At 66.9% G+C, this 21557-nt stretch carries 15 protein-coding genes; 6 read left to right on the top strand and 9 right to left on the bottom strand.

The annotated features are described in order from the left end of the window. The first annotated feature begins 237 nt into the window (after positions 1-237). Entirely contained in the window at positions 238-2793 is a 2556-nt protein-coding gene (locus RTI28_RS05390; protein ID WP_316919475.1) for a TonB-dependent receptor, read from the top strand. A gap of 384 nt (positions 2794-3177) precedes the next feature. Here the strand turns inward: RTI28_RS05390 and RTI28_RS05385 are convergent, their stop codons facing one another. From RTI28_RS05385 to RTI28_RS05360, 6 genes are all read right to left on the bottom strand, one after another. Beyond that, positions 3178-5961, bottom strand: coding sequence for a LuxR C-terminal-related transcriptional regulator (locus RTI28_RS05385; RefSeq protein WP_316919474.1), 2784 nt, complete (start codon positions 5959-5961; stop codon positions 3178-3180). Positions 5962-6063: 102 nt separating this feature from the next. Then, positions 6064-6435 carry a hypothetical protein gene (locus RTI28_RS05380; protein WP_316919473.1) on the bottom strand — a complete coding sequence of 124 codons (372 nt, stop codon included), beginning with the start codon at positions 6433-6435 and terminating at the stop codon, positions 6064-6066. Between the two features lie 29 nt (positions 6436-6464). Beyond that, a complete protein-coding gene (locus RTI28_RS05375) occupies positions 6465-7412 on the bottom strand; it encodes an NmrA family NAD(P)-binding protein (RefSeq protein WP_316919472.1) in 948 nt (315 codons plus the stop codon). Positions 7413-7525: 113 nt separating this feature from the next. Further along, positions 7526-9295, bottom strand: coding sequence for an acyl-CoA dehydrogenase C-terminal domain-containing protein (locus tag RTI28_RS05370; RefSeq protein ID WP_316919471.1), 1770 nt, complete (start codon positions 9293-9295; stop codon positions 7526-7528). Next, entirely contained in the window at positions 9292-9897 is a 606-nt protein-coding gene (locus tag RTI28_RS05365; RefSeq protein WP_316919470.1) for a helix-turn-helix domain-containing protein, read from the bottom strand. Before RTI28_RS05365 ends, RTI28_RS05370 begins: the two co-directional genes overlap by 4 nt. 309 nt (positions 9898-10206) lie before the next feature. Further along, positions 10207-11640: a methylenetetrahydrofolate reductase C-terminal domain-containing protein gene (locus tag RTI28_RS05360; protein ID WP_316919469.1), complete on the bottom strand. Its 1434-nt coding sequence runs from the start codon at positions 11638-11640 to the stop codon at positions 10207-10209. A gap of 216 nt (positions 11641-11856) precedes the next feature. Here RTI28_RS05360 and metE point away from each other — a divergent pair, with 216 nt between their 5' ends. Then, positions 11857-14151, top strand: a complete 2295-nt coding sequence (metE, locus tag RTI28_RS05355) for a 5-methyltetrahydropteroyltriglutamate--homocysteine S-methyltransferase (protein ID WP_316919468.1) — start codon at positions 11857-11859, stop codon at positions 14149-14151. A gap of 52 nt (positions 14152-14203) precedes the next feature. On the opposite strand, the gene RTI28_RS05350 is transcribed toward metE, so the two are convergent. From RTI28_RS05350 to RTI28_RS05340, 3 genes are read right to left on the bottom strand one after another with little or no spacing between them, the layout of a single operon-like run. Next, positions 14204-14560 (bottom strand): RidA family protein, encoded by a 357-nt coding sequence (locus tag RTI28_RS05350; RefSeq protein WP_316919467.1) that lies wholly within the window; start codon positions 14558-14560, stop codon positions 14204-14206. Positions 14561-14589: 29 nt separating this feature from the next. Continuing rightward, positions 14590-15834, bottom strand: a complete 1245-nt coding sequence (locus RTI28_RS05345; RefSeq protein ID WP_316919466.1) for an FAD-binding oxidoreductase — start codon at positions 15832-15834, stop codon at positions 14590-14592. A gap of 1 nt (position 15835) precedes the next feature. Then, positions 15836-17254, bottom strand: a complete 1419-nt coding sequence (locus tag RTI28_RS05340) for a PLP-dependent aminotransferase family protein (protein WP_316919465.1) — start codon at positions 17252-17254, stop codon at positions 15836-15838. Positions 17255-17603: 349 nt separating this feature from the next. On the opposite strand from RTI28_RS05340, the gene RTI28_RS05335 reads away from it, so the two are divergent. The 4 genes from RTI28_RS05335 (at position 17604) to RTI28_RS05320 (ending at position 21557) form a co-directional block, all read left to right on the top strand. Then, on the top strand, positions 17604-19037 hold the full coding sequence (locus RTI28_RS05335) for an amino acid permease (protein ID WP_316919464.1): 1434 nt from the start codon (positions 17604-17606) through the stop codon (positions 19035-19037). Positions 19038-19124: 87 nt separating this feature from the next. Then, a complete protein-coding gene (locus tag RTI28_RS05330; protein ID WP_316919463.1) occupies positions 19125-20087 on the top strand; it encodes a transporter substrate-binding domain-containing protein in 963 nt (320 codons plus the stop codon). Between the two features lie 33 nt (positions 20088-20120). Further along, complete coding sequence (locus RTI28_RS05325; RefSeq protein ID WP_316919462.1) at positions 20121-20897, top strand: amino acid ABC transporter ATP-binding protein; 777 nt, start codon at positions 20121-20123, stop codon at positions 20895-20897. A gap of 3 nt (positions 20898-20900) precedes the next feature. Continuing rightward, positions 20901-21557 (top strand): amino acid ABC transporter permease, encoded by a 657-nt coding sequence (locus RTI28_RS05320; RefSeq protein WP_316919461.1) that lies wholly within the window; start codon positions 20901-20903, stop codon positions 21555-21557.

Genomic DNA, 21557 nt, shown 5'->3' with positions numbered 1-21557 from the left:
GCGCGGCTTGCCCGCGAAAGGACCGCAAAGCGGTCCCGGCCCAGCCAATCGGGGTTCTGGGACCGCTGCGCGGTCCTTTCGCGGGCAAGCCGCGCTCCTACGGGGGGACATGACCGTCAAAAAACCTGAGAATATTTTTCATTCGCATGTGAGGGTTTTCCCACGCCCCGCGTCTTCCTCCCCGACTGCGCCGTCGACACCGTCTTTTTTTGGCCTTTGGCCGTAGTGGGGGAATTCATGTTTCGTGCGTTTCGAGCTTCCAAGCCATCGCTGCTTGCCGTGTGCCTGGCCCTGAGCCTGCAGGCCCAGGCCGCACCCGTGCAGCTGCAATTGCCGGCGCAGCCGCTGGCCACCTCGCTGAGCCAGGTGGCGCAGCAGGCCAAGGTGCAACTGCTGTTCGACGAGGCGCTGCTGCGCAATGTCTCGGCCCCGGCCCTCGACGGCCAGTTCAGCGCCGAGGAGGCCATCACCCGCCTGCTGGCCAGCAGTGGCTTCACCCTGGTCAAGGTCGGCAACACCTACGTGGTACGGGCCCGGGACAGCGAAACCACCCCCGCCGGCAACGCCAACACCAGCATCCAGCTCGGCGCCATGAGCATCGTCGGCAACGGCCAGGAAGTGACCCCGGCCACCGTCGGCCGCTCGACCCTGACCCAGCGCGACATCGACCGCGAACAGGCGAACAACGTCCCCAGCCTGCTCAGCACCCTGCCCGGCGTGGAAATGGGCGGTTCCATGCTGCCCGGCGGGCAGACCATCAATATCTGGGGCATGGGCGACGCCGAGGACGTGCAACTGACCGTCGATGGCGCCACCAAGACCGGTTTCGAGCGCTACCAGCAAGGCACGATGTTCATCGAGCCGGAACTGATCAAGAGCATCGAGGTGGAGAAAGGCCCGCACTCGCCCTTCGTCGGCAACGCCGGCCTGGGCGGCAGCGTGCACATGACCACCAAGGATGCCCCGGACCTGCTCCAGGAAGGCCGCGACAGCGGCGCCATGCTCAAGTACGGCTACTCCAGCAACGACCATCAGCAGGTGTACAGCTCGGCGCTGTTCGGCCGCACCGAGGACCGCCGCATCGACGGCCTGGTCTACCTGACCAAGCGTGATGGCGGCGACTTCAAGCTGGCCTCGTCGCTGCCCGACGAGCGCAATCAGTACCCGATCAACCCCAAGCGCCTGCCCGACAGCGCCCAGGACCTGGAAGGCGGCCTGTTCAAGCTGAACGTGCAGTTCGATGAGGAACAGTCCCTCGGCCTGTCCTACTCGCGTTCGAAAAACGAACGCATGACCCGCTACTCGTCGACCAACTACGCCACGCCGCCGACCCAGGCCAACATCGACCGCTACGGCTACGACGAGGCGATCCGCCGCTACCTCGCCCACCGCGAGACCATCGACACCACCTGGTCGGCCAAGTACCGCTACCAGCCGGTGGACAATCCGCTGGTCAACCTGGAAGTGAAGTACTCCGAGTCCGATGTCGACCAGACCGACAAGCGCGGTGCCACGGCGTTCTTCCAGCTCGCCACGGGCGGCCGGCGCATGCAGACCGACTACAAGGACCGCAATGTCGAGGTGCGCAACACCGCGCAGTTCAGCACCGGCGCGCTGGAGCACTCGCTGACCACCGGTGTCGAGTTGCACCGCCATGTCCGCGAGACCGAGATGTGGATGCCCGGCGCCACCTACAACACCAAAAACTACAACTACGGCCACTTCCAGCCGGGGTTCATGCCCCATGGCAAGGTCGACACCAACAGCGCCTACGTGCAGGACGCCATCACCCTCGGCCAGGTGACCATCACCCCGTCGCTGCGCTACGACCATGTGCGCAACCGCGGCGAGAAGAACGACGCGCCCTACTACAACGTCGCCTCAGCCGGGCATGACTATGGCGCCAAGACCTACACCGGCTGGTCGCCGCGCCTGTCGCTGTTCTGGCGTGCCAGTGACGATACCGCCTTCTTCGCCGACTACTCGAAGACCTGGCGCGCGCCGGTGATCGACGAGCAGTACGAAGTCCAGAGCGCGGCCAGCACCCGCAGCGCCACCAGCCGCGACCTCGACCCTGAGCGCATCACCGCCCTGCGCGTCGGCAACGTCACCGACTTCTCCGGGCTGTTCAGCAGCGACGACAACCTGCAGGTGCGCACCACCCTGTTCCACAACAAGGTCAAGGACGAGATCTTCAAGAACCTGGGGGTCGAGTGCCAGGCGCAGAACGTGGTCGGCGGCAGCATCGCCAAGACCTGCGGCAACTACCTGATCGGCAACTACCGCAACCTCGACGGGGTGACCTACAAGGGCTTCGAGGTGGAGAGTTTCTACGACTCGACCTACTTGTTCGGCACCCTGTCCTACACCTGGATGACCGGCAAGCATGAAGGTGCCTACACCAACCCCTGGGCCCGGGATGTCTGGGCCCAGGATGTGCAGGCGCCGAAGTGGGTGGCGCGCCTGGGGGTGAAGATTCCCGAGTGGGATGCGGTGGTCGGCTGGAAAGGCCTGTGGGTCCGCCAGACCGATCGCCTGCCCAGCGACAAGTACGGCCCGGGCGACCTGGGCAGTGCCACGGGTGACACCTTCTTCGACCATCGCGCCAACGACGCCTACAACGTCCAGGGCCTGTTCGCCAGCTGGAAGCCGCAGCAGCCGTACCTGAAGGGCACCGAGGTCAACTTCACCCTGGACAACATGTTCAACCGCGATTACGCGCCGATGCTCAGCGACGACAACGTGTACAGCGTGGGGCGTAATGCGAAGGTGAGTGTGACGCGGTTCTTCTGACAGCGGTTCCTGTCTTGAGCCCTGCAGCGCCCTCAAGATCGAGCGCCGCCCGCGCGGCGCATCGCGGATGAATCCGCTCCCACATTTGTTGCAACGTGCCTATGCCTGACAGGCCATGGTTGTTCGCCTTGTTGGTACGACGCGATACCGAGCCGAACCCAACAGCCTCCCCGCGATACATCGCCGAAAAAACAAAGGCTGACAACCCAAATCCCACAGGCCATGGCACGTTGCAACAAATGTGGGAGCGGATTCATCCGCGATGCGCCGCGCGGGCGGCGCTCGATCTCAAGGGCACTGCACCTGTCACGGCAAGCACTTGGCAGCCTTGATGCGGTTCCCCGGCGAGCTTTCAAAGCATCCCCCATGGCCCGCCCCGGCCGATCACCCCGAATTCCGCTCACCCACCAGCTTCTCCCGCCGCGCCTTGTCGATCGCATGCACCCGGTCGCTGACGTTGAGCTTGGCGAACAGCTTCTTCAAATACCACTTCACGGTTTCCGCCGAGATGTTCAGCGCCAGGGCGATGCGTTTGTTCGGCATGCCCTGCACCAGCAGGTCGAGGATGTCCTGCTCGCGGCCGCTGAGGTTGTACTCGGAGTGCTGGCGCACCGGCTGCTCCGTGCGTGGCCGCTGCAGGCCGGCAAGGACCTGCGCCAGGTATTCCTCCAGCGCGGAGGAGGGCAGCCCGCCGCTCATTTCCATCAGCATCCCCTGCACTTGCGGCAGCTCGTCGCACAGGCTGCGCAGCATCTGGCAGCGCGCGCTGACTTCCAGCAGCTCCAGCAGCGCGTCGCGCCAGCCCGGGTCGTCGAGCTGGTACAGGGCGAGGCAGCGCAGCAACTGCACCTTCACGCAGTAGTCCAGGCGTACGTCCGGGGTCAGTTCGCGCAGGGGCGCCAGTGCGTCCAGCGCGCACTGCGACAGGCCCTCGGCCAGGGCAATGCGCACTCGCGAGAGCAGGGCCAGCACCGGCACGTCGAAGGTGCTGCCCAGCGCCGACGGGGTCAGCGCTGCCTCGGGCTGCCCGGCCAGGCTGTCCAGCTGGGCCTGCAGGCGCTTGCCGGCCTGGAGGTCGCCGCTGTGCAGGGACAGGCGGATGCGTTCGGCCAGGGCGGCGGCGGTCGGCCGTTGCAGGCCGGTGCTGCGGCCGAACAGTTGCAGGCGTTCCAGCAGTTCGCTGGCGCCGTCGACGTTGCCCTGCAGGTAGAGCAGGCGCGCGCCGGCCAGCAAGGCGCGCAGGTAGCTCTCGAAGAACACCCGCTCGTTCATCACCTCGATGCGTCCGCTGAGCACCGTCTTCAGGGCATCGAGGTCGTTGCTCTCGTAGAGCACTTCGGCGAGGTAGCCGGCCACCACGCAGGCGGGCGCCGAGCGCCGGCCGAAGCACTCGTCGAGGCGGAACAGCGCTTCGCCCAGACTGGCGCTGGCACGGCTGAGGTTGCCCTTGAGGAACTGTATCCAGCCGATGAACGACTGCCGGTAGGCATACGTCAGGCCACGGGTGGCGCTGGGCGGCGGTTCCGGGTGATGGCTGAGGATATTCGGCACGTCGTCGTAGCGCCCGGCGCTGGCCAGGGCATAGATCAGCGCGTTGCAGGCCACGCCGTTGTGGTAGGGATCGCCGCTGGGCGGCCAGTGTTCGAGCAGCCCGAGGGCGGACGGGCTGTTGCCGCTGAGGGCGTCGAAGGTGCGCTGGCAGACCTGGTATTCGAAGGCGCTGATACCGCCCTCGACATCCACCGCCTGTTGCAGGTCGCGCAGCTCCTGGTGCGCGCTCTGCAGGTGCAGGCCACCCAGCACCAGGGCCCAGAAGCGTGCCACGCGCAGGTGCCCGCGGCGGGTCAGTTCGGCCGCCGGCACCTTGTCGGTCCAGGCCAGGATGGTGTTGAAGTCGCCGGTGGCGAGCACCGTCATCACGCAGCGGTCGATCAGGTCGTAGGCGCGCTCTTCGCCTTCCGAGGCCAGGGCATGGTGCACCGCCTCGACCAGGTGACCGCGGCGCTCGAACCACAGGCTGGCGCGGTAGTGGAAGGACGGCAGGTCGATGGCGTTCAGCTCGCTGCGGCATTCACGCAGGAAGGCGGAGAGGTTGGAACGCTGCCGCGGGTTGTCGCTCTCCAGCCAGTGCCGGGCGCGCTGGTGCAGGTCGCCGAGGCTGGCCACCACGCGCTCGGCCAGGCGCTGGCGCAGGTGCTCGCCGAACAGCGCGTGGAAGCGGTACCACTTCTCGTCGTGGTCCAGCGGCACCAGCAACAGGCCGTCGGCGGCCAGGCCTTCGAGAATGCACTGGGCATTGCGCACGCCAAGCACTTCTTCGCACAGCTCGACATTGAAGCGGTCCAGCACCGACAGGCGCAGCAGCAGGTCCTGGGTTTCCCGCGGGAGGACGCTGAGGGTGCTTTCGAGGATGGTTTCGGCCAGCGGGTAGAGGCCCTTGGACCAGTCGGCGAAATCCGGGTCCTTGCGCTCGTTGGACAGCACCAGCATCTGGATGCCGGCGATCCAGCCCTCGGTGGCCTCGAACAGGGCGCGGCAGGAGTCGGCGCTGAACGGCTCCTTCATGCGTTCGCCGAGAAACGCCTGGGTCTCGCTTTCGGAGAAGCGCAGGCTGCGCACGTTGATCTCGTTGCCGCGGCTGCGTTGCCGGGTACCTTCCAGGCACGCCGGCAGTTCGGTGCGCGAGCTGATCACCAGGTGGAAGTTGGCCGGGGCGTACTGCACCACACGCCGGAGCAGTTCGTGCAGGCGCGGATTGTCGATGCTGTGGTAGTCGTCGAGGATCAGGTACAGCTCGTGTTCGAACTCGGCGAGCACGTTGACCAGCACGGTGAGGAAGTTGTCCAGGGTTTCCGGGCGGCCCCGCTCGTAGGTATCGACCAGTTGCTGCGGCACCGGGCATTCGGCCTGGTCGAGGGCGGCGAGCCAGTAGCCGAGGAACTGGTTTTCCTCGTTGTCGGTGTCGTCGAGGTTGATCCAGCCGACCTTGTGACCCTGTTCGATGAGGGTCTTGCGCCATTGCGTGAGCAGGGTGGTCTTGCCGAAACCGCCGGGCGCGCGCAGCGGGATCAGGGCCTGGAAGGCGACGTTGTTCAGGCGCTCCAGCAGCCGCTCGCGCAGCAGCGGGACGTGGTGGTAGCGCGGGGGTAGCAGTTTGGTAATCAACACGGCAATGGCCTGCTTTCTTTTTGTTATACCAGGCGCGTCAAGCGCGCCTGAAACTGTAGCGCAAGCATCGGGGCAGGCCTATAGCCCGCCCCGATCGGGACATCAGTAGCGACGCAGGAAGTGGATGAACAGCAGGCTGTAGAGCACATCGCCGGCCACCAGCGCCGGCAGTTGCCAGGTGATGTGGCCCAGCGCCCAGTGGCCGTAGATGGCCAGCGCCACCAGGGCCTTGCCGATGGCACCGAGGACGATGTAGGGGCGCCCGCGCACGGGATCCCGCGCGGCGTAGAGGTAGGCACCGCCGAAGGTGGCGATCAGCACCAGGGCCAGGTCGCGCAGGGCCAGGTTGCTGCCGCTGCTGGGGTCGAGGCCGAGCAGCGGCGCCAGGCGCTCGTCGAAGAACAGCAGGCCGAGTACCACCGCCCAGTTGAACAGGGCGGCGCTACCCATGAGCCAGCGGGCATGGGTCTGCATGGGATGATCCTTTCGCGAGTGGGTGGGGCTCAGGCCAGGGCCTGGCGCAGATCCGCAGTGAACGGTTCGATGTAGTCGCGGAACAGGCGCTCCAGCGGGGTGCCCTCGAACTGCGGCAGGTGCAGGCCGTTCCAGTTGCCCCACAGCGGCATGCCTTCGGCTTGCCCGGTGGCGGCGACGCCGATGCCGAGCAGGGTTTTCATCGGGCCGTCGCTGGCCGCGTCGTGGGCCTGCTGCCATTGCTGGTGATCCAGGTAGCGCCGCGCCACTGGACGTCCCAGCACCCGTTCGCGCACCTCGAGCAGGTCGTCCCAGCTGCAGTAAGCGCTGGCCGCCACCGGGCAGACGGCATTGCGCGAGGCCGGGTGGGCCAGGACATGGGGGATGATCCGGCCCAGGTCCGTGCCGCTCGACCAGGCCACCTTCTGCGTGCCGTCGCCCATGATGCCGATCGGCTCCAGCATGTAGTACTCGGGCCACAGGCCAGCCGGAATGATGGTGAAGTCCATGCCGGCCAGCTCGATCATGCGGCGGATGAACACCTTCTGCCGGGCGGTGCGGCTGTGCACGGTGCTGACGGTCTGCTGGGCTTCCCACTCGTAGATGAAGCCGAACTCGGAGGGCACGAAGCGCTCCACGCCGGCCTCGCGCGCGGCATGCACCAGCGGGTACTGGGCTTCGGTGGCGCTCAGCGGCACGCACGACACCAGGTAGTCGGTGCCGCGCAGGGCGGGGATCAGCGACTCGTTGCTGGCGCAGTCCGCTTCACGCAGCTCGACGCCGCGGGCCTGCCAGTCCGCCCACTTGCGCTGTTTCACCGAGGCGGCCTGGGTGACTCCCAGCGAGGATTTTTCCGGCGCTTCACCCTGGCGCAGCAGTACGCGAACATCGAACAGGTCCTGGGCAAGCAGTTCTTCGACACAAGCCGTTCCGGCGACACCGGTGGCCGAGAATACCGTTACTGTTTTTCTTGTCATGAGGGATTCCTTGGATGGCCGCCGCCCAGGCGAAACTGCCCGGACGACAGCACGAGGTTAGGGAAAATCCCGGGTGACACGCCCCCTGCGATCGGGGGGCGGATGGGGGGCGCTCAGAACTGCTCGGGGTCCAGCGCATACAGGCTGGCGACGCCGCCGCGCAGGCAGGCGTCGAGGCCGTCGATGCGCGGAAGCAGACGCTCGAAGAAGAACTGCGCGGTGGCCAGCTTGGCCGTGTGGAAGGCCGGGTCCTCTGCCTGCCTGGCCCGGGAGGTGGTGGCCATCTTCGACCACAGGTAGGCATAGGCGACGTAGCCGAACAGGTGCAGGTATTCCACCGAGGCGGCCCCGACCTGGCGCGGGTCGGCGGCGGCCTGGTCGGCGACCCAGCGGCTGGTGTCCTGCAGGCGCTGCACGGCGCCGAGCAGTGCCTCGCGGTATGCCACGGCGGTGCTGGCGTAGTCGCGGATCTCGCCGAGAAACGCCTCGAGCGCCGCACCGGCGTCGGCCAGCACCTTGCGCCCGAGCAGGTCGAGGGCCTGGATGCCGTTGGTGCCTTCGTAGATCTGCGCGATGCGCACATCGCGCACCAGTTGCTCCTGGCCCCATTCGCGGATATAGCCGTGGCCACCGAACACCTGCTGGCCATGGATGCAGCTTTCCAGCCCGGTGTCGGTGAAGAACGCCTTGGCCACCGGGGTGAGCAGCGCCACCCGGGCCTGGGCGGCGGCGCGAGTGCGTTCGTCGTCGGCGTACTTGCCCTGGTCGAGCCAGGCGCCGAGGTAGGTGGCCAGGGCGCGGCCGCCTTCGGTCAGGGCCTTGATGGTCAGCAGCATGCGCCGCACATCGGGATGATGAATGATCGGATCGGCGGACAGCTCCTGCGCCTGCGGACCGCTGGGGGCGCGGCTCTGCAGGCGCTCGCGGGCGTACTGCCGCGCAGCCTGGTAGGACGCCTCGGCGCAGCCGGTGCCCTGGATGCCGATCGACAGGCGCTCGTAGTTCATCATGGTGAACATCGCCGCCAGGCCGCGATTGGGCTCGCCCACCAGGTAGCCGACGGCGCCGTCGAAGTTCATCACGCAGGTGGCCGAGGCCTTGATGCCCATCTTGTGCTCGATGGATCCGCAGCTCACCGCGTTGCGCGCGCCGAGGCTGCCGTCGGCGTTGACCAGCACCTTGGGCACCAGGAACAGCGAGATGCCCCTGGGGCCGGCCGGGGCGTCCGGCAGGCGCGCCAGCACCAGGTGGATGATGTTCTCGGTCAGGTCCTGTTCGCCGCCGGTGATGAAGATCTTGCTGCCGCTGACCAGGTAGCTGCCGTCGGCCTGCGGTTCGGCGCGGGTGCGGATCAGGCCCAGGTCGGTGCCGGCGTGGGCCTCGGTGAGGCACATGGAGCCGGCCCAGCGACCTGCGTACATCGGCGGCAGATAGGTGGCCTTGAGCGCCTCGCTGGCGTGCGTGTCGATGGCCAGGCAGGCGCCGCTGCTCAGCACGGAATACAGGGTGAAGCTGGCGTTGGCCGCGTAGAGCATTTCCTCGACATGCACGGCAAGCATCTTGGGCATGCCCATGCCGCCGTACTGCGGGTTGCCGGACAGGCCGACCCAGCCGCCTTCGATGTAGGTGGCATAGGCCTCGCGAAAGCCGTTGGGGGTGCTGACCCGGCCTTCGGTCCATTGCGCGCCCTGTTCGTCGCCATTGCGGTTGAGCGGCGCCAGGACCTGGCTGGCCAGCTTGCCGGCCTCTTCGACAATGGCCCGGGCCATGCCGGCGTCGGGCTGGCTCTCCAGGCCTGGCAAGGCCGCCCAGGCCGCCTCGGCGGCGAAGACTTCTTCGAGCAGGTAGTGGATATCGCGGATGGGCGCTTGGTAGACAGTCATGGTCCGATCTCCTGACGGGGGTGTAGGGGGGCTGTGAGCGCGCGCAGCAGCGCGCCGTGGCGCTGGCTCTCGTTGAGGTCCAGGCTGGCCAGCCACAGCGGCAGGTGCTCGAACAGCTCGAGTGCCGGCACGCCGTGATGGCCGGGGTTGGCGAAGCCGGCGGCGAGCAGCAGGGCGTCGAGCTTCTGGCCCAGGCGCTGGCGCAACTGGTTGACCTGTTGGCGCTGTTCGGCACCGAGGAAGATGGCGTCGCGCAGCGCCAGGTGGAAATACGCCGGCTGGCTCGCGTACAGGGCAAGCAGCTCGCGGGCGATGTCGTTGAGGGTGGTGGCCGGCGATGCCTGGCGCGGGCGGCGGCCGAACAGCCCGAGCAAGGCCATGTAGTGCTCCTCGATGAACTCCAGCAGCAGCTCTTCCTTGCTCGCGCAGTGGTTGTAGATCGAGCCGGCGGTCAGTTCCAGGTGGCGCGCCAGCTCGCGCAGGCTGACCTGGGCGAAGCCGCGCTCGGCGAACAGTTCCAGCGCCCGCGGGCGGTTGCGCTCGAAGCGCGAGCCGGCAGGAGCGGGCAGCGGCAAGGCGGCCAGGCGCGTGGCGGTATTCATGATCGTGCCTCCAGGCAGTACGCGCCGACGGGCCCGGAGCGGCGAGGCCGCGTCGTGGGTTGGCTGACGCCGCCCCGGCCCCGTTCAGACGCGCTCGAGGATGGCGGCGCGGCCTTGCCCGCCGCCGATGCATAGGTTCGCCAGGGCTTGCTGGCCCTGGTTCATGGATGTGGGTGGTGCATGCTCAACGGCCGCGAGCAGGGGAGGTGCCGGTACCGGGAAGCAGGGCCAGCTTATGGGATTGGCGTGCCGGCACCGCCCCCCATGGCGGAGTGGAGTTCGGGGGGCCGGCAGGGAGAAAGGCGCGATCTATTGCCGTTCAGGGAACCAGCGCGGCCACGAACTGCGGTGCCGCCCGCCGACTTCCACGCAGGGAATCAGGCGCTCGGTCAGCACCGCGGTCTGGCCCACGGATTTCGCGGTGCGGTACTTGAAGCTGTGGATGCATTCGCGATCGCCGAACTCGCAGCGGTTCAGCCGCGTTCCGCCGCAGGGCCCGTTGGCCAGGCCCTTGGGGCAGGTCTCGGGGCAGACATACAGGGTGTCTTCGAGCCGGCAACTGCCGCAGGTATCGCAGCCCAGCAGCGGTCGTTTCGCCCCGCGTTCCAGGCGGTGCAGCCAGCGCGCACCGGCGGGCGACGACCACAGCGGGCGCCGCACCGCCCAACCGAAGGCGCGGCTCAGCAGGGTGGTACGGCTGAACAACTGCGTGTGAAACGCCGACAGCAGGTGATAGCGCAGCTTCTCCCGCGTGCTGGCTTCGACCTGCGACTCACCGGCTTTCCAGTCCGCCTGCGGTGGATGGAAGCTCACCGCCGGCACCCCGGGCATCCGCCAGCTCTCGGCCCAGGCGCTGGCCCAGTCCTGCTCGCTGCGGATCGTGTCGTGGCACTCGTCCAGCGCCCGTTCCAGGGCCAGCAACTGCTCCCGTTCGTGCACCCCGGACAGATTGATCCCGGCATAGCCCATCAGGCGCAGGCCGATGATCTGCAAGGCCAGGCGGCGAGTGGCGCGGGCCTGGGCATGGGCTTTCGACACGGCTTCCTCGGCCGCCAGCAGCGCGCGCATCGACGGCGACACGGTGACCCCGGCGACATGCTCGAGCATCTTCGCCCGGCCATGGGTCAGGCCCATGATGCACGCCAGCATCGGCCGCGGTGTCGGCTGGCGCTGCATCCAGTCCATGGCCTCGCGGTACTTGGCCATGTCGAAGCCCAGTTGCAGGATAAGGAAGTCGGCACCGGCGGCGAGTTTCTTCTGCGCCTTGAAATACTGCGCGCCGCCTTCCTCCTCACGGTACTTGAACGGGTTCAGCGCGGCCCCCAGCAGCCAGTGCGGCCGCGCCTGGCGGACGATGCCGAGGGCCGCCACCGACTCCAGGTAGCGCACCGGGCGCTGACCCGGTTCGTGGCCGTGCAGGCGGTCGCCGGTGAGCAGCAGCAACTGTTCGAGACCGAGGGCGTCCATGCGCTGCAGTTGCGCCAGCAGGTCCTGGCGCTCGCGGTCCTTGCCGGAAAAGTGCGGCATCACCGGCACGGGAGAGGAGAGCGCGGTGTAAGCGTCCAGTGGCGACAGGTCGAGGTTGCTGCCGACCCGATCGGCGATCCCGGCGAGCAGCGGCCAGCCGCACAGGTGGCCGCGCTGCATCAGCGTCTCGAACGCCGCCAGGCGCTGCGGCTTGGGCACGAACTCCATGACGCAGACGAACTGCTGCTCACGCAAGGCCTGTTTCAACGGATTCATGGGGGGCGCCATCGGCTCAGTTCATCGATCGGCCGATTTTCCGACAGGCCATTGCCCGTCCCTTGTCCAAAAGCGCAGGAGAATGGTTTGAAAGAGACATGCACAGCGGTTGCATCATGAGTGAATCTCTAGATCATCGTTAGGAAAATGAGTTTGTCTCATTAAAGCCCGGCCCGGACAATTCCTTCATTCATTTTTCCACCGAGGGAACTGCACATGGCCTTGGCACACAACCTGGGTTTTCCACGCATCGGACGCGACCGTGAACTGAAGAAAGCCCAGGAAGCCTTCTGGAAAGGCGAGCTGGACGAAGCCGGCCTGCGTGCGGTGGGCCGCGACCTGCGTGCCGCCCACTGGCAGTTGCAGAAGGACGCCGGCATCGAGTTGCTGCCGGTCGGCGACTTCGCCTGGTACGACCAGGTCCTGACCCACTCGCTGACTTTCGGCGTGATCCCCGAGCGCTTTCTTGCCCACGGCGCCAGGCCGACCCTGCAGACCCTGTTCGGCATGGCGCGAGGCGTCTCCGACAGCTGCTGCGGCGGCGCCCATGCCCAGGAAATGACCAAGTGGTTCGACACCAACTACCACTACCTGGTCCCGGAATTCAGTGCCGAGCAGCAGTTCGTCCTGAGCTGGGACCAGTTGTTCGAGGAAGTCGACGAAGCCCGGGCCCTGGGCCACGCGGTCAAGCCGGTGCTGATCGGTCCGCTGACCTACCTGTGGCTGGGCAAGGTCAAGGGCGCGTCGTTCGACAAGCTGGACCTGGTCGATCGCCTGCTGCCGCTGTACGACCAGATCTTCAACCGCCTGGCCGCCCAGGGCGTGGAATGGGTGCAGATCGACGAGCCGATCCTGGCCCTCGACCTGCCCCAGGACTGGAAGAACGCCTACGAGCGTGTCTACAACATCCTTCAGCGCGCGCCGCTGAAGAAGCTGGTCGCCACCTACTTCGGCGGCCTGGAGGACAACCTCGGCCTGGCCGCCAACCTGCCGGTGGATGGCCTGCACATCGACCTGGTGCGTGCCCCCGAGCAGTACCCGACCATCCTCGACCGCCTGCCGGCCTACAAGGTGCTGTCCCTCGGTGTGGTCAACGGCCGCAATGTCTGGCGCTGCGACCTGGAGAAGGCGCTCGAGGTCCTGCGCCACGCCGCCGAGCGCCTCGGCGAGCGCCTGTGGGTCGCGCCGTCCTGCTCGCTGCTGCACAGCCCGGTCGACCTGGGGCGCGAAGACGCGCTGGATGCCGAGCTGAAGAGCTGGCTGGCGTTCGCCGTGCAGAAATGCGCGGAAGTCGCTCTGCTGACCAAGGCGGTCAACCAGCCGGAAGCCGCCGAGGTGCTCGCCGCCGTGGAGCAGAGCCGTGCCGTGCAGGCCAGCCGCGCCGCCTCGCCGCGTATCCACAAGCCGGCGGTGCAGGCGCGTCTGGCGGCGATCGAGCCGGCGCACAGCCAGCGTCGCTCGCCGTTCGCCCAGCGCATCGTCCGGCAGCGTGCCGGCCTCGACCTGCCCGCGTTCCCCACCACCACCATCGGTTCGTTCCCGCAGACCTCGGCGATCCGCCTGGCGCGCCAGGCGTTCAAGCAGGGCAGGCTGGCCGAGGCCGAGTATGTCGAAGCCATGCGCAGCGAGATCCGCCACGCCGTGCAGATCCAGGAGCAACTGGGCCTGGACGTGCTGGTGCATGGTGAAGCCGAGCGCAACGACATGGTCGAGTACTTCGCCGAGCAGTTGGACGGCTACGCCTTCACTCGCTTCGGCTGGGTGCAGAGCTACGGCTCGCGCTGCGTCAAGCCGGCGCTGATCTTCGGCGACCTGAGCCGTCCGCAGGCCATGACCGTGGACTGGATCCGCTACGCCCAGGGCCTCACCGACAAGGTCATGAAGGGCATGCTGACGGGCCCGGTGACCATGCTGATGTGGTCGTTCCCGCGCGAAGATGTAAGCCGCGAAGTGCAGGCGCGGCAGCTGGCCCTGGCGATTCGCGACGAAGTGCTCGACCTCGAAGCCGCCGGGATCAGGATCGTGCAGATCGACGAAGCCGCGTTCCGCGAAGGCCTGCCGCTGCGCCAGGGCGCCTGGGCGCACTACCTGGGCTGGGCGACCGAAGCTTTCCGCCTGTGCGCCAGCGGCGTGCGTGACGAAACCCAGATCCACACGCACATGTGCTACAGCGAGTTCAACGACGTGATCGAAGCGATCGCGGCCATGGACGCCGACGTCATCACCCTCGAGACCTCGCGCTCGGATATGGAACTGCTCGAAGCGTTCGAGAAGTTCGACTACCCGAACGAGATCGGCCCGGGCGTGTACGACATCCACTCGCCGCGGGTGCCGGACAAGGACGAGATCGTCCAGTTGCTGCGCAAGGCGGCGAAGCGGATTCCCGCCGCGCGCCTGTGGGTCAACCCGGACTGCGGCCTGAAGACCCGCGCCTGGCCGGAGACCGAGGCGGCGCTGGTGAACATGGTGGCCGCGGCGCGTGAGCTGCGGGCGGATGCTGCGCTGGTCTGAGTGATGCGCTGATGCGGAAGAACGGGACGCGGTGCGTCCCGTTCTGCGTTTTTCACGGGCGTTCGGTTGCCGCGCAGACGATCACTTCCACCCGCAGCGCCGGGTCGGCCAGCCGGGCCTCGCCACAGGCCCGCGCCGGTGCATGACCTGCCGGCACCCAGGCATCCCATACCTCATTCATCTGCGCGAAATCGGCCATGTCCGCCAGCCACACGGTGGCCTGCAGGATCCGGGTGCGCGACGAACCGGCCTCTTCGAGCAAGGCGTCGACCCGCGCCAGCGCCTGGCGGGTCTGCTCGGCAACGCTGGCGTCGGCGTCACCGACCTGGCCGGCGAGGTAGACGGTGTCGCCATGAATGACGATCTGGCTCATGCGGGCACCGGTGTGCCGGCGTTCGATGGTCTGCATCGGTTGCTCTCCTTTGATGTGGAACCTGTTCAGAAACGTTGTACCGAGAAATCCTGCAGCCAGTCGGGCGCCTTGCCGGCGATGCAGTCGGCGACCAGTTGGCCGGTGGCGCCGGCGAGGGTCAGGCCCAGGTGTTGATGGCCGAAGGCATAGATCATCCGCGGTTCGTTCGGCGACGGGCCGATCACCGGCAGCGAGTCCGGCAGCGACGGGCGGAACCCCAGCCACCTGCGCGCGACCGGTTGGCTCAGGCCCATGACCCGGCGCACATGCCGCTCCAGGTAGTCGAAGCGTTGCGTATTGGCCGGGTCCTTGATCGAGCCCAGCTCGACCGTGCCGGCCACGCGCAGGCGGCCGGCCATCGGTGTCATGTAGAAGGCGCTTTCCACCGGGCAGCAGGGCCGTTCGAGCAGGGGCTCCGGCAGGTCGAACTCGATGTGATAGCCGCGCTCGGTGTCCAGCGGAATGTGATCGCCGAGCTGCCTTGCCAACCCGGCGGACCAGGCCCCGCCGCACAGCACCACGCGCTGGGCGTGATAGTGGGTGCCGGCGGCGTCGAGCAGGCGCAAGCCATCGGGCTGGCGCTGCACCCGGGTGATGTGCGCCGTGCGCAGCGCGCCGTCGGCGATCAGCGGTGCCGCCAGGGCCTCGATGAAAGCCTTGGGGTCGTCCATGTGCGATGACTCGGGAAACAGGATGCCGGCCAGCGCCTTGCCCGCCAGGGCGGGCTCCAGCTGGCCGAGCTGGTCGGCGTCGAGGATTTCCTGGGCGATACCCAGCGAACGTCGCAGCTCGATCGCCGCCTGGGCGGCGGCGAAGCCGTTGGTGGTGCCATAGGCGTACAGGCAACCCTTGTGACGCAGGTGCAGGTCGGCTTGCGGTGTCTCCTGCAGCAACGGCGCGTAACCGCTGTAGGTGTGTTGCAGGATGCGGCTCAGGGCCTGGGTATTCAGCGCGCAGCGCGAGGTCCGGCATTCATTGAGAAACCGCACCAGCCACGGCATCAGGCGGGGCAGGCGAGCCCAGTTGATGACGAATGGGGATTCCCTGGAGAACAGCAGCGAAGGAATCGCACCGAGCAACGCGGGCTGGGCAATCGGCATCACGCCATAGGGCGCCAGGGTGCCGGCGTTGCCATAGGAGGCGCCGGCGGCGATGCCGTCGCGCTCCAGCAACAGCACGTCGTAGCCCTGCCGACGCAGCCAGCGAGCAGTGGCGACACCGACGACGCCGGCGCCGATAACGGCGATTTCACAATGAACGGGTGAGGTCATGTCAGATCCGGTTGTGCATGTAGAGATGCCCCTGACGCGCCAGTTGGCTGATGACATTCAGGGCCTTGATCAGCTGCTGCCGTGACAGCGCAGCGGAAATATTGATGCGCACCGCCTGCGGCGACAGTTCCGGATGCAGGGCGAAGGCGCCGCCGGCCAGCAGCACCACGCCGCGCTCCTGACAGAGGCGGGCGAAGCGCGACCCGGTCCATGGCTCGGGCAGCTCCAGCCAGGCGTGGGTGCCGGTGCTGCCATGACGGAACGCCAGGCCTTCCAGATGGGTGGCGAGCAGTGCCTGGCGCGCGCGCAGTTCCTCGCGCTGTTCGGCCACCAGTTGCTCGGCCTGGCCGTCTTCGATCAGGCGGGTGGCGATCAGCGCGGTCAGCGGCGAGGTGCTCCAGCAGTCGATGCGCTGCATGGCGGCAATGTCCTGGACCAGCTCGCGCGGGGCCATGACGAAGCCCATGCGCAGGCCGGGGGCGATGCATTTGGACAGGGCGCAGATGTAGATCGTGCGCTCCGGCAGCAAGGCCGCCATGGGTGCTGGCGAGGCATCCAGCAGTGGCCGGTAGACGTCGTCCTCGATCACCAGCAGGTCGGTTTCGCGGATCACCGCCGCCAGCGCCGCACGTCGCTCGGCATCTAGGGTGACGGTGGTCGGGTTGTGGATCGACGGAACCAGGAACAACAGCCGTGGCAGGTGTTCGGCGCACGCCTGGCGCAGGGCCTCGGGGTCCATGCCACGGGCGTCGCCGTCGACGCCGACGAGAATCAGCCCCAGCGAGCGGCACAGGGCATTGATGCCCTGGTAGGTCACGCTGTCGGCCAGCACCACATCGCCGCTGCTGGTCAGGCTGCGCAGGGTGCTGGCGATGCCGTGCTGGGCACCTTCGACGATCAGCATCTGCGCCGCGCTGGCCTCGACACCGGTGTGGCGCAGCCACTGCGCCGCCGCTTCACGGGCCCAGAGCGGACCTTCGGAGGGGTGATAGTCCTTCATGTCGCTGAAGCGCGGATCGTCGGCCAGGCGCGGCAACAGCTGGGCCAGTACGCGGTTGAAGCCATCGGTGGCGGGGCGGTTGACGCTGAGGTCGAGAGTGCCCGGCTCATTGCTCGGCGCCGACTGGAACTGCGTGGCCGGGTGGCGCGGCGGGGCGACCTGGGTGCCGCGGCCGGGACGGCTCTGGATCAGACCTTTCTGCTGCAGCACGGCCATGGCCTTGGTCACCGTGGTGATGTTCACCCCCAGCGCGCTGGCGAAGTCGCGATGGGGCGGCAGGCGTTCGCCGGGCTGCAGGCGGCCCGAGCCGATCGCTTCGCTCAGGGCGTCCGCCAGTTGGGCATACAGGGTCTCGGCCGAATCGCGCTGCAGGGCGGCGTTGTTCTTCAGCTCGGCAAGCAGTTGTTCGAATTGACTCATGGGTGTTCATCCCTGTTTGTCATGCTTGTTGCGAGATAAGTGGCAAGTTTGTATTGCTTTCTATCCGATACAAAGAGCATTGACAAGCGAAAAACTCGTGATTAGTGTGTGAATTGTAATGCTTGTCATGCAACACAATAAAAATTGGCTGCACCAGGCAGCCCCCGATGGGTATGCACATGACCGACAGAACACCTCCACGGGGCCCGGCCCCGGCATTTCGACAATCGCCATGGGACCGCCGCGCAGCGGGCGGACCAGAGTATCCGGTGTGTTGTCCGCCTCGCGCAAAGTCTTCCGAGAAATTATCCGGTCACCCGACCCCTTCCCGTATCGCGCAGGTCTCCCGATGAACAGCACTCCGTCCCCCTCTGCAAACACCTCGCAACCGCGCCTGAGCGGAGCCTTGCGGCAGCGCCATATCACCATGATCTCGCTGGGCGGCATCATCGGCGCCGGTCTGTTCGTCGGCAGCAGTGCTACGATCCAGGCCATCGGCCCGGCGGCATTCCTCAGTTATCTCGCCGCCGGCCTGGTGGTGATGCTGGTCATGCGCATGCTCGGCGAGATGGCCGTCGCGCTGCCCGGCGTCGGCTCGTTCACCGAGTACGCGCGCATCGGCCTGGGCAACTGGGTCGGCTTCACCAGCGGCTGGTTGTACTGGTACTTCTGGGTGATCGTCGTGGCGGTCGAGGCGGTGGTCGGGGCGAACATCCTGGAGCAGTGGATACCCCTGCCGGCGTGGGTGATCGGCCTCGGCCTGCTGGCGATCATGACGGCGATCAACTGCCTGTCGGTGAAGTCCTATGGCGAGTTCGAGTACTGGTTCGCCTCCTTGAAGGTCTTCGCCATCATCGTCTTCATCGGTGTGCTGGGGGCCTACCTGTTCGGTGTCGCGCCGAGCACCAGCGCCCTGCTCGACAACCTGGTGAACGACCGCGGGTTCATGCCGTACGGCGTCAGCGCGATCCTGGCCGGCGTGCCGACGGTGATCTTCGCTGTCGGCGGGGCCGAGATCGCCACCATTGCCGCCGCCGAATCGGACGACCCGTCCGGCAACGTGGCGAACATGACGCGCTCGGTGATCTTCCGCGTCATCACCTTCTATGTCGGCTCGATCTTCCTCATCGTCTGCGTGGTGCCCTGGGGGCAGATCGTCGCCGGCCATTCGCCGTTCGTGGCCGCGCTGGAGGTGCTGCGCATTCCCGGTGCCAGCCTGATCATGGAGGCCGTCGTGCTGGTGGCGGTGCTCTCGGCGCTGAATTCCGGGCTGTACGTGTCGTCGCGCATCCTGTTCGGCCTGAGCCAGCGCGGCGATGCCCCGGCCGGGCTGTCGAAGCTGACCGGGCGCCAGGTGCCGCGCGCGGCGGTGCTGTCGAGCAGCGTCATCGGCTACCTGGCGATCATGGCGGCGATCATCTCGCCGGAGGGTGTCTTCCTGTTCCTGGTCAATGCCTCCGGCGCGGTGATGCTGTTCGTCTACCTGGCCGTGGCCCTGGCGCAGATCCAGGTGCGCCGGCAGGTCGAGGCGAGCGCTCCGCAGCGCCTGACCCTGAAGATGTGGCTGTTCCCCTGGCTGTCCTATGCTGTGGTGGCGGTCATCGCAGGGGTATTGGCGGCCATGGCGTTCCAGGAGTCGCTGCGCACCCAGTTCCTCGCCAGCCTGGTCAGCCTGGGTGTGGTTTCGGCGGCCTACATGCTGTTCGTGCGTCGCGGCGCGCGCGGCGGCCAGGCGCATGTCAAGGCGGCCGACCTGCTCGCCCGATTGCCCGCCCGGTCATAGGCGCCGGGCGTCCGGCCAGGGACGGCCATCGATCCTGCAACACCTGAAGTCAAACCAGAACAACAATCGCTTTGGCAGGTGACCCCCATGTCCGACTTCTCCTTCGATAACCCGCAATTCTCCCGTCGTGGCCTGCTCAAGGCGGCCGGCTATGGCTCGCTGGCGGCCCTCGCCAGCAGTGCCATCGGGCCGCTGTCCCTGGCCTTCGCCAGCGCGCCGATCAAGACGGTCCGGCCCGGCTACCTCACCGCGGCCTGCCTCGGCGACATGCCCCTGGGCGCGCTGCGCGATGGTGTGCCGATCGGTACCGACCTGGAGTTGCTCAAGCTGATCGCCGATCGCCTCGAACTCAAGCTCGATGTCCTGACCATGGGCTTTCCGGCGGTCGTCGAGGCGGTGCGTTCGGGCCGCGCCGACTGGTTCGGCGGCAACTTCGCCTGGAACCCTATGCGCTCGAAGATCCTTCTGCTGACCGACCCGGTGTTCTACACCGGCGCCTACGTGATCATGCGCGAGAGCGAACCCTTCACCACCTCGATGAAGGTCGAGGATGTAAAGGGCCGCACCATCGGCGCGATCACCGGCTACTTCACCATCCCGGACATGAAGAAGATCGACGGCGTGAAGGAGGTCAAGCTGTACGACAACACCGATGCCTGCCTGCGTGACGTGCGTGCCGGGCGCCTGGACTTCGCCGTGCTCGACGCGCCGACCATCGACTACATGATCCTCAAGGACCCCAGCCTCAAGCTCAAGCAGATCCCCATGGGCTATGACGAACGCTTCCCGAGCCTGACGGCCAAGTTCGAAGCGATCTGGGGCGTGCACCCGCAGCACCAGGACCTGTTCGACGGGATCAACCAGGGCGTGCGCTGGCTCAAGGCGAGCAACCAGATCCAGCCGGTGCTGGCCCGCTATGGCATCAAGAATCCCGACTACCTGGTGCCCCCGGCCAAGGATCCGCGCATCGGTGTGGATCGCGACGAGCAGGGCAACCTGATCGGGCCGTTCCAACATGCGCCGCGAGATTTCAGCCAGGCCTTCGCCTGATCCCCGCTTTTCCATGAGCTACGGAGACTGTCCATGGCAGATGTCGCGCCGCTGGTGCGGATCGAGGGGCTGTACAAGTCCTTCGGCAGGCTGGATGTATTGAAGGGGATCGACCTCAAGGTGCAGCAGGGCCAGAAAATCTCGTTGATCGGCCCCAGCGGCTCGGGCAAGACCACCTTGCTGCGCTGCGTCAACTACCTGGAGGAACCGACCCGGGGAAGCATCTACATCGATAACGAGCTGATCGGTCAGCGCCAGGTCGGCGCTCGCCGCCTGCCCATGGGCGATGGCGAGCTGGCGCGGATGCGCGCGGGGATCGGCATGGTGTTCCAGCGCTTCAACCTGTTCCCGCATCTGTCGGTGCTGGAGAACATCATTCTCGGTCCGCTGAAGGTGCTGGGGCGCGAGCGTGGCGAGGCCGTCGAACTGGCCGAGGATCTGCTGAACAAGGTCGGCATGCTGAACAAGCGCGATGCCTTCCCCGAACAGCTGTCCGGTGGGCAGCAGCAACGCATCGCCATCGCCCGCGCACTGGCGATGCGGCCCAAGCTGATGCTGTTCGACGAGGCCACCTCGGCGCTGGACCCGGAGCTGGTGGGCGAGGTCCTGGCGGTGATGCGCAAGCTGGCGGAGGAGGGCATGACCATGATCATCGTCACCCACGAAATGCGTTTTGCCGAGACTGTCTCCGACCAGGTGGTGTTCATGGCCGATGGCAACATTGTCGAGCAGGGACCGCCGCGCCAGGTGTTTCGCGAAAGCCAGGTGGAGCGCACCCGCGCCTTCCTGCGCGCCGTGCAGGAGCACTGAAGCATGGATGGGCAAATGCTCGAGTATTTTCTCGGTGTGCTGGGCGTGGGCGCGTTGACCACCGTCGGCCTGACCCTGGCCGCATTCGTCGTCGCCGCGCTGCTGGGGTTCTGCCTGGCGCTGATGCGGCTGTCGCGCAGCCGCCTGGCGAACCTGATCGCCAGTACCTACCTGGAGGTGTTGCGCAACGTCCCGATTCTGACCCAGCTGTTCATCCTGTATTTCGGCCTGACCTACATCGGCATCACCCTGCCGGCGGTGGGCGCGGCGATCATCGGCTTCGGCCTGAATGGCGCGGCGATTCTCTCGGAGGTCTTTCGGGCGAGCATTCGCACCATCGACCGGGGACAGAGCGAGGCGGGTTACTCGATCGGCATGACCCGCGCGATGACCCTGCGCCTCATCGTCCTGCCGCAGGCGTTCAAGGTGGCGATTCCGGGGATGGCCAACTTCGCCATCGGCCTGCTCAAGGACACCTCGCTGGCTTCGGCGGCAGCGGTGCCGGAGCTGACCTTCAAGGCGCGCATGCTGGTCAGCGAGACCTACCAGACCAATCTGATCTACTTCCTGCTGGCGTTGATCTATCTGTTGCTGAGCCTGGTGCTGTCGCACCTGGCCGCGCGGACCGAGCGGCGTCTCAACGTGCTTCGGGAGCATTGA

Source organism: Pseudomonas sp. zfem002 (genome assembly GCF_032621685.1).
Taxonomy (GTDB): Bacteria; Pseudomonadota; Gammaproteobacteria; order Pseudomonadales; family Pseudomonadaceae; genus Aquipseudomonas; species Aquipseudomonas japonica.
This window is presented reverse-complemented; position numbering and strand designations above follow the sequence as displayed.

What these genes read in the sequence shown, in the direction of transcription:
- RTI28_RS05390 (WP_316919475.1), top strand. Translation starts at nt 238, where the DNA reads ATGTTTCGTGCGTTTCGAGCTTCCAAGCCATCGCTGCTTGCCGTGTGC.
- RTI28_RS05375 (WP_316919472.1), bottom strand. Translation starts at nt 7,412, where the DNA reads ATGACAAGAAAAACAGTAACGGTATTCTCGGCCACCGGTGTCGCCGGA.
- RTI28_RS05325 (WP_316919462.1), top strand. Translation starts at nt 20,121, where the DNA reads ATGGCAGATGTCGCGCCGCTGGTGCGGATCGAGGGGCTGTACAAGTCC.
- RTI28_RS05340 (WP_316919465.1), bottom strand. Translation starts at nt 17,254, where the DNA reads ATGAGTCAATTCGAACAACTGCTTGCCGAGCTGAAGAACAACGCCGCC.
- RTI28_RS05370 (WP_316919471.1), bottom strand. Translation starts at nt 9,295, where the DNA reads ATGACTGTCTACCAAGCGCCCATCCGCGATATCCACTACCTGCTCGAA.
- RTI28_RS05360 (WP_316919469.1), bottom strand. Translation starts at nt 11,640, where the DNA reads ATGAATCCGTTGAAACAGGCCTTGCGTGAGCAGCAGTTCGTCTGCGTC.
- RTI28_RS05330 (WP_316919463.1), top strand. Translation starts at nt 19,125, where the DNA reads ATGTCCGACTTCTCCTTCGATAACCCGCAATTCTCCCGTCGTGGCCTG.
- RTI28_RS05350 (WP_316919467.1), bottom strand. Translation starts at nt 14,560, where the DNA reads ATGCAGACCATCGAACGCCGGCACACCGGTGCCCGCATGAGCCAGATC.
- metE (WP_316919468.1), top strand. Translation starts at nt 11,857, where the DNA reads ATGGCCTTGGCACACAACCTGGGTTTTCCACGCATCGGACGCGACCGT.
- RTI28_RS05320 (WP_316919461.1), top strand. Translation starts at nt 20,901, where the DNA reads ATGGATGGGCAAATGCTCGAGTATTTTCTCGGTGTGCTGGGCGTGGGC.
- RTI28_RS05365 (WP_316919470.1), bottom strand. Translation starts at nt 9,897, where the DNA reads ATGAATACCGCCACGCGCCTGGCCGCCTTGCCGCTGCCCGCTCCTGCC.
- RTI28_RS05335 (WP_316919464.1), top strand. Translation starts at nt 17,604, where the DNA reads ATGAACAGCACTCCGTCCCCCTCTGCAAACACCTCGCAACCGCGCCTG.
- RTI28_RS05380 (WP_316919473.1), bottom strand. Translation starts at nt 6,435, where the DNA reads ATGCAGACCCATGCCCGCTGGCTCATGGGTAGCGCCGCCCTGTTCAAC.
- RTI28_RS05345 (WP_316919466.1), bottom strand. Translation starts at nt 15,834, where the DNA reads ATGACCTCACCCGTTCATTGTGAAATCGCCGTTATCGGCGCCGGCGTC.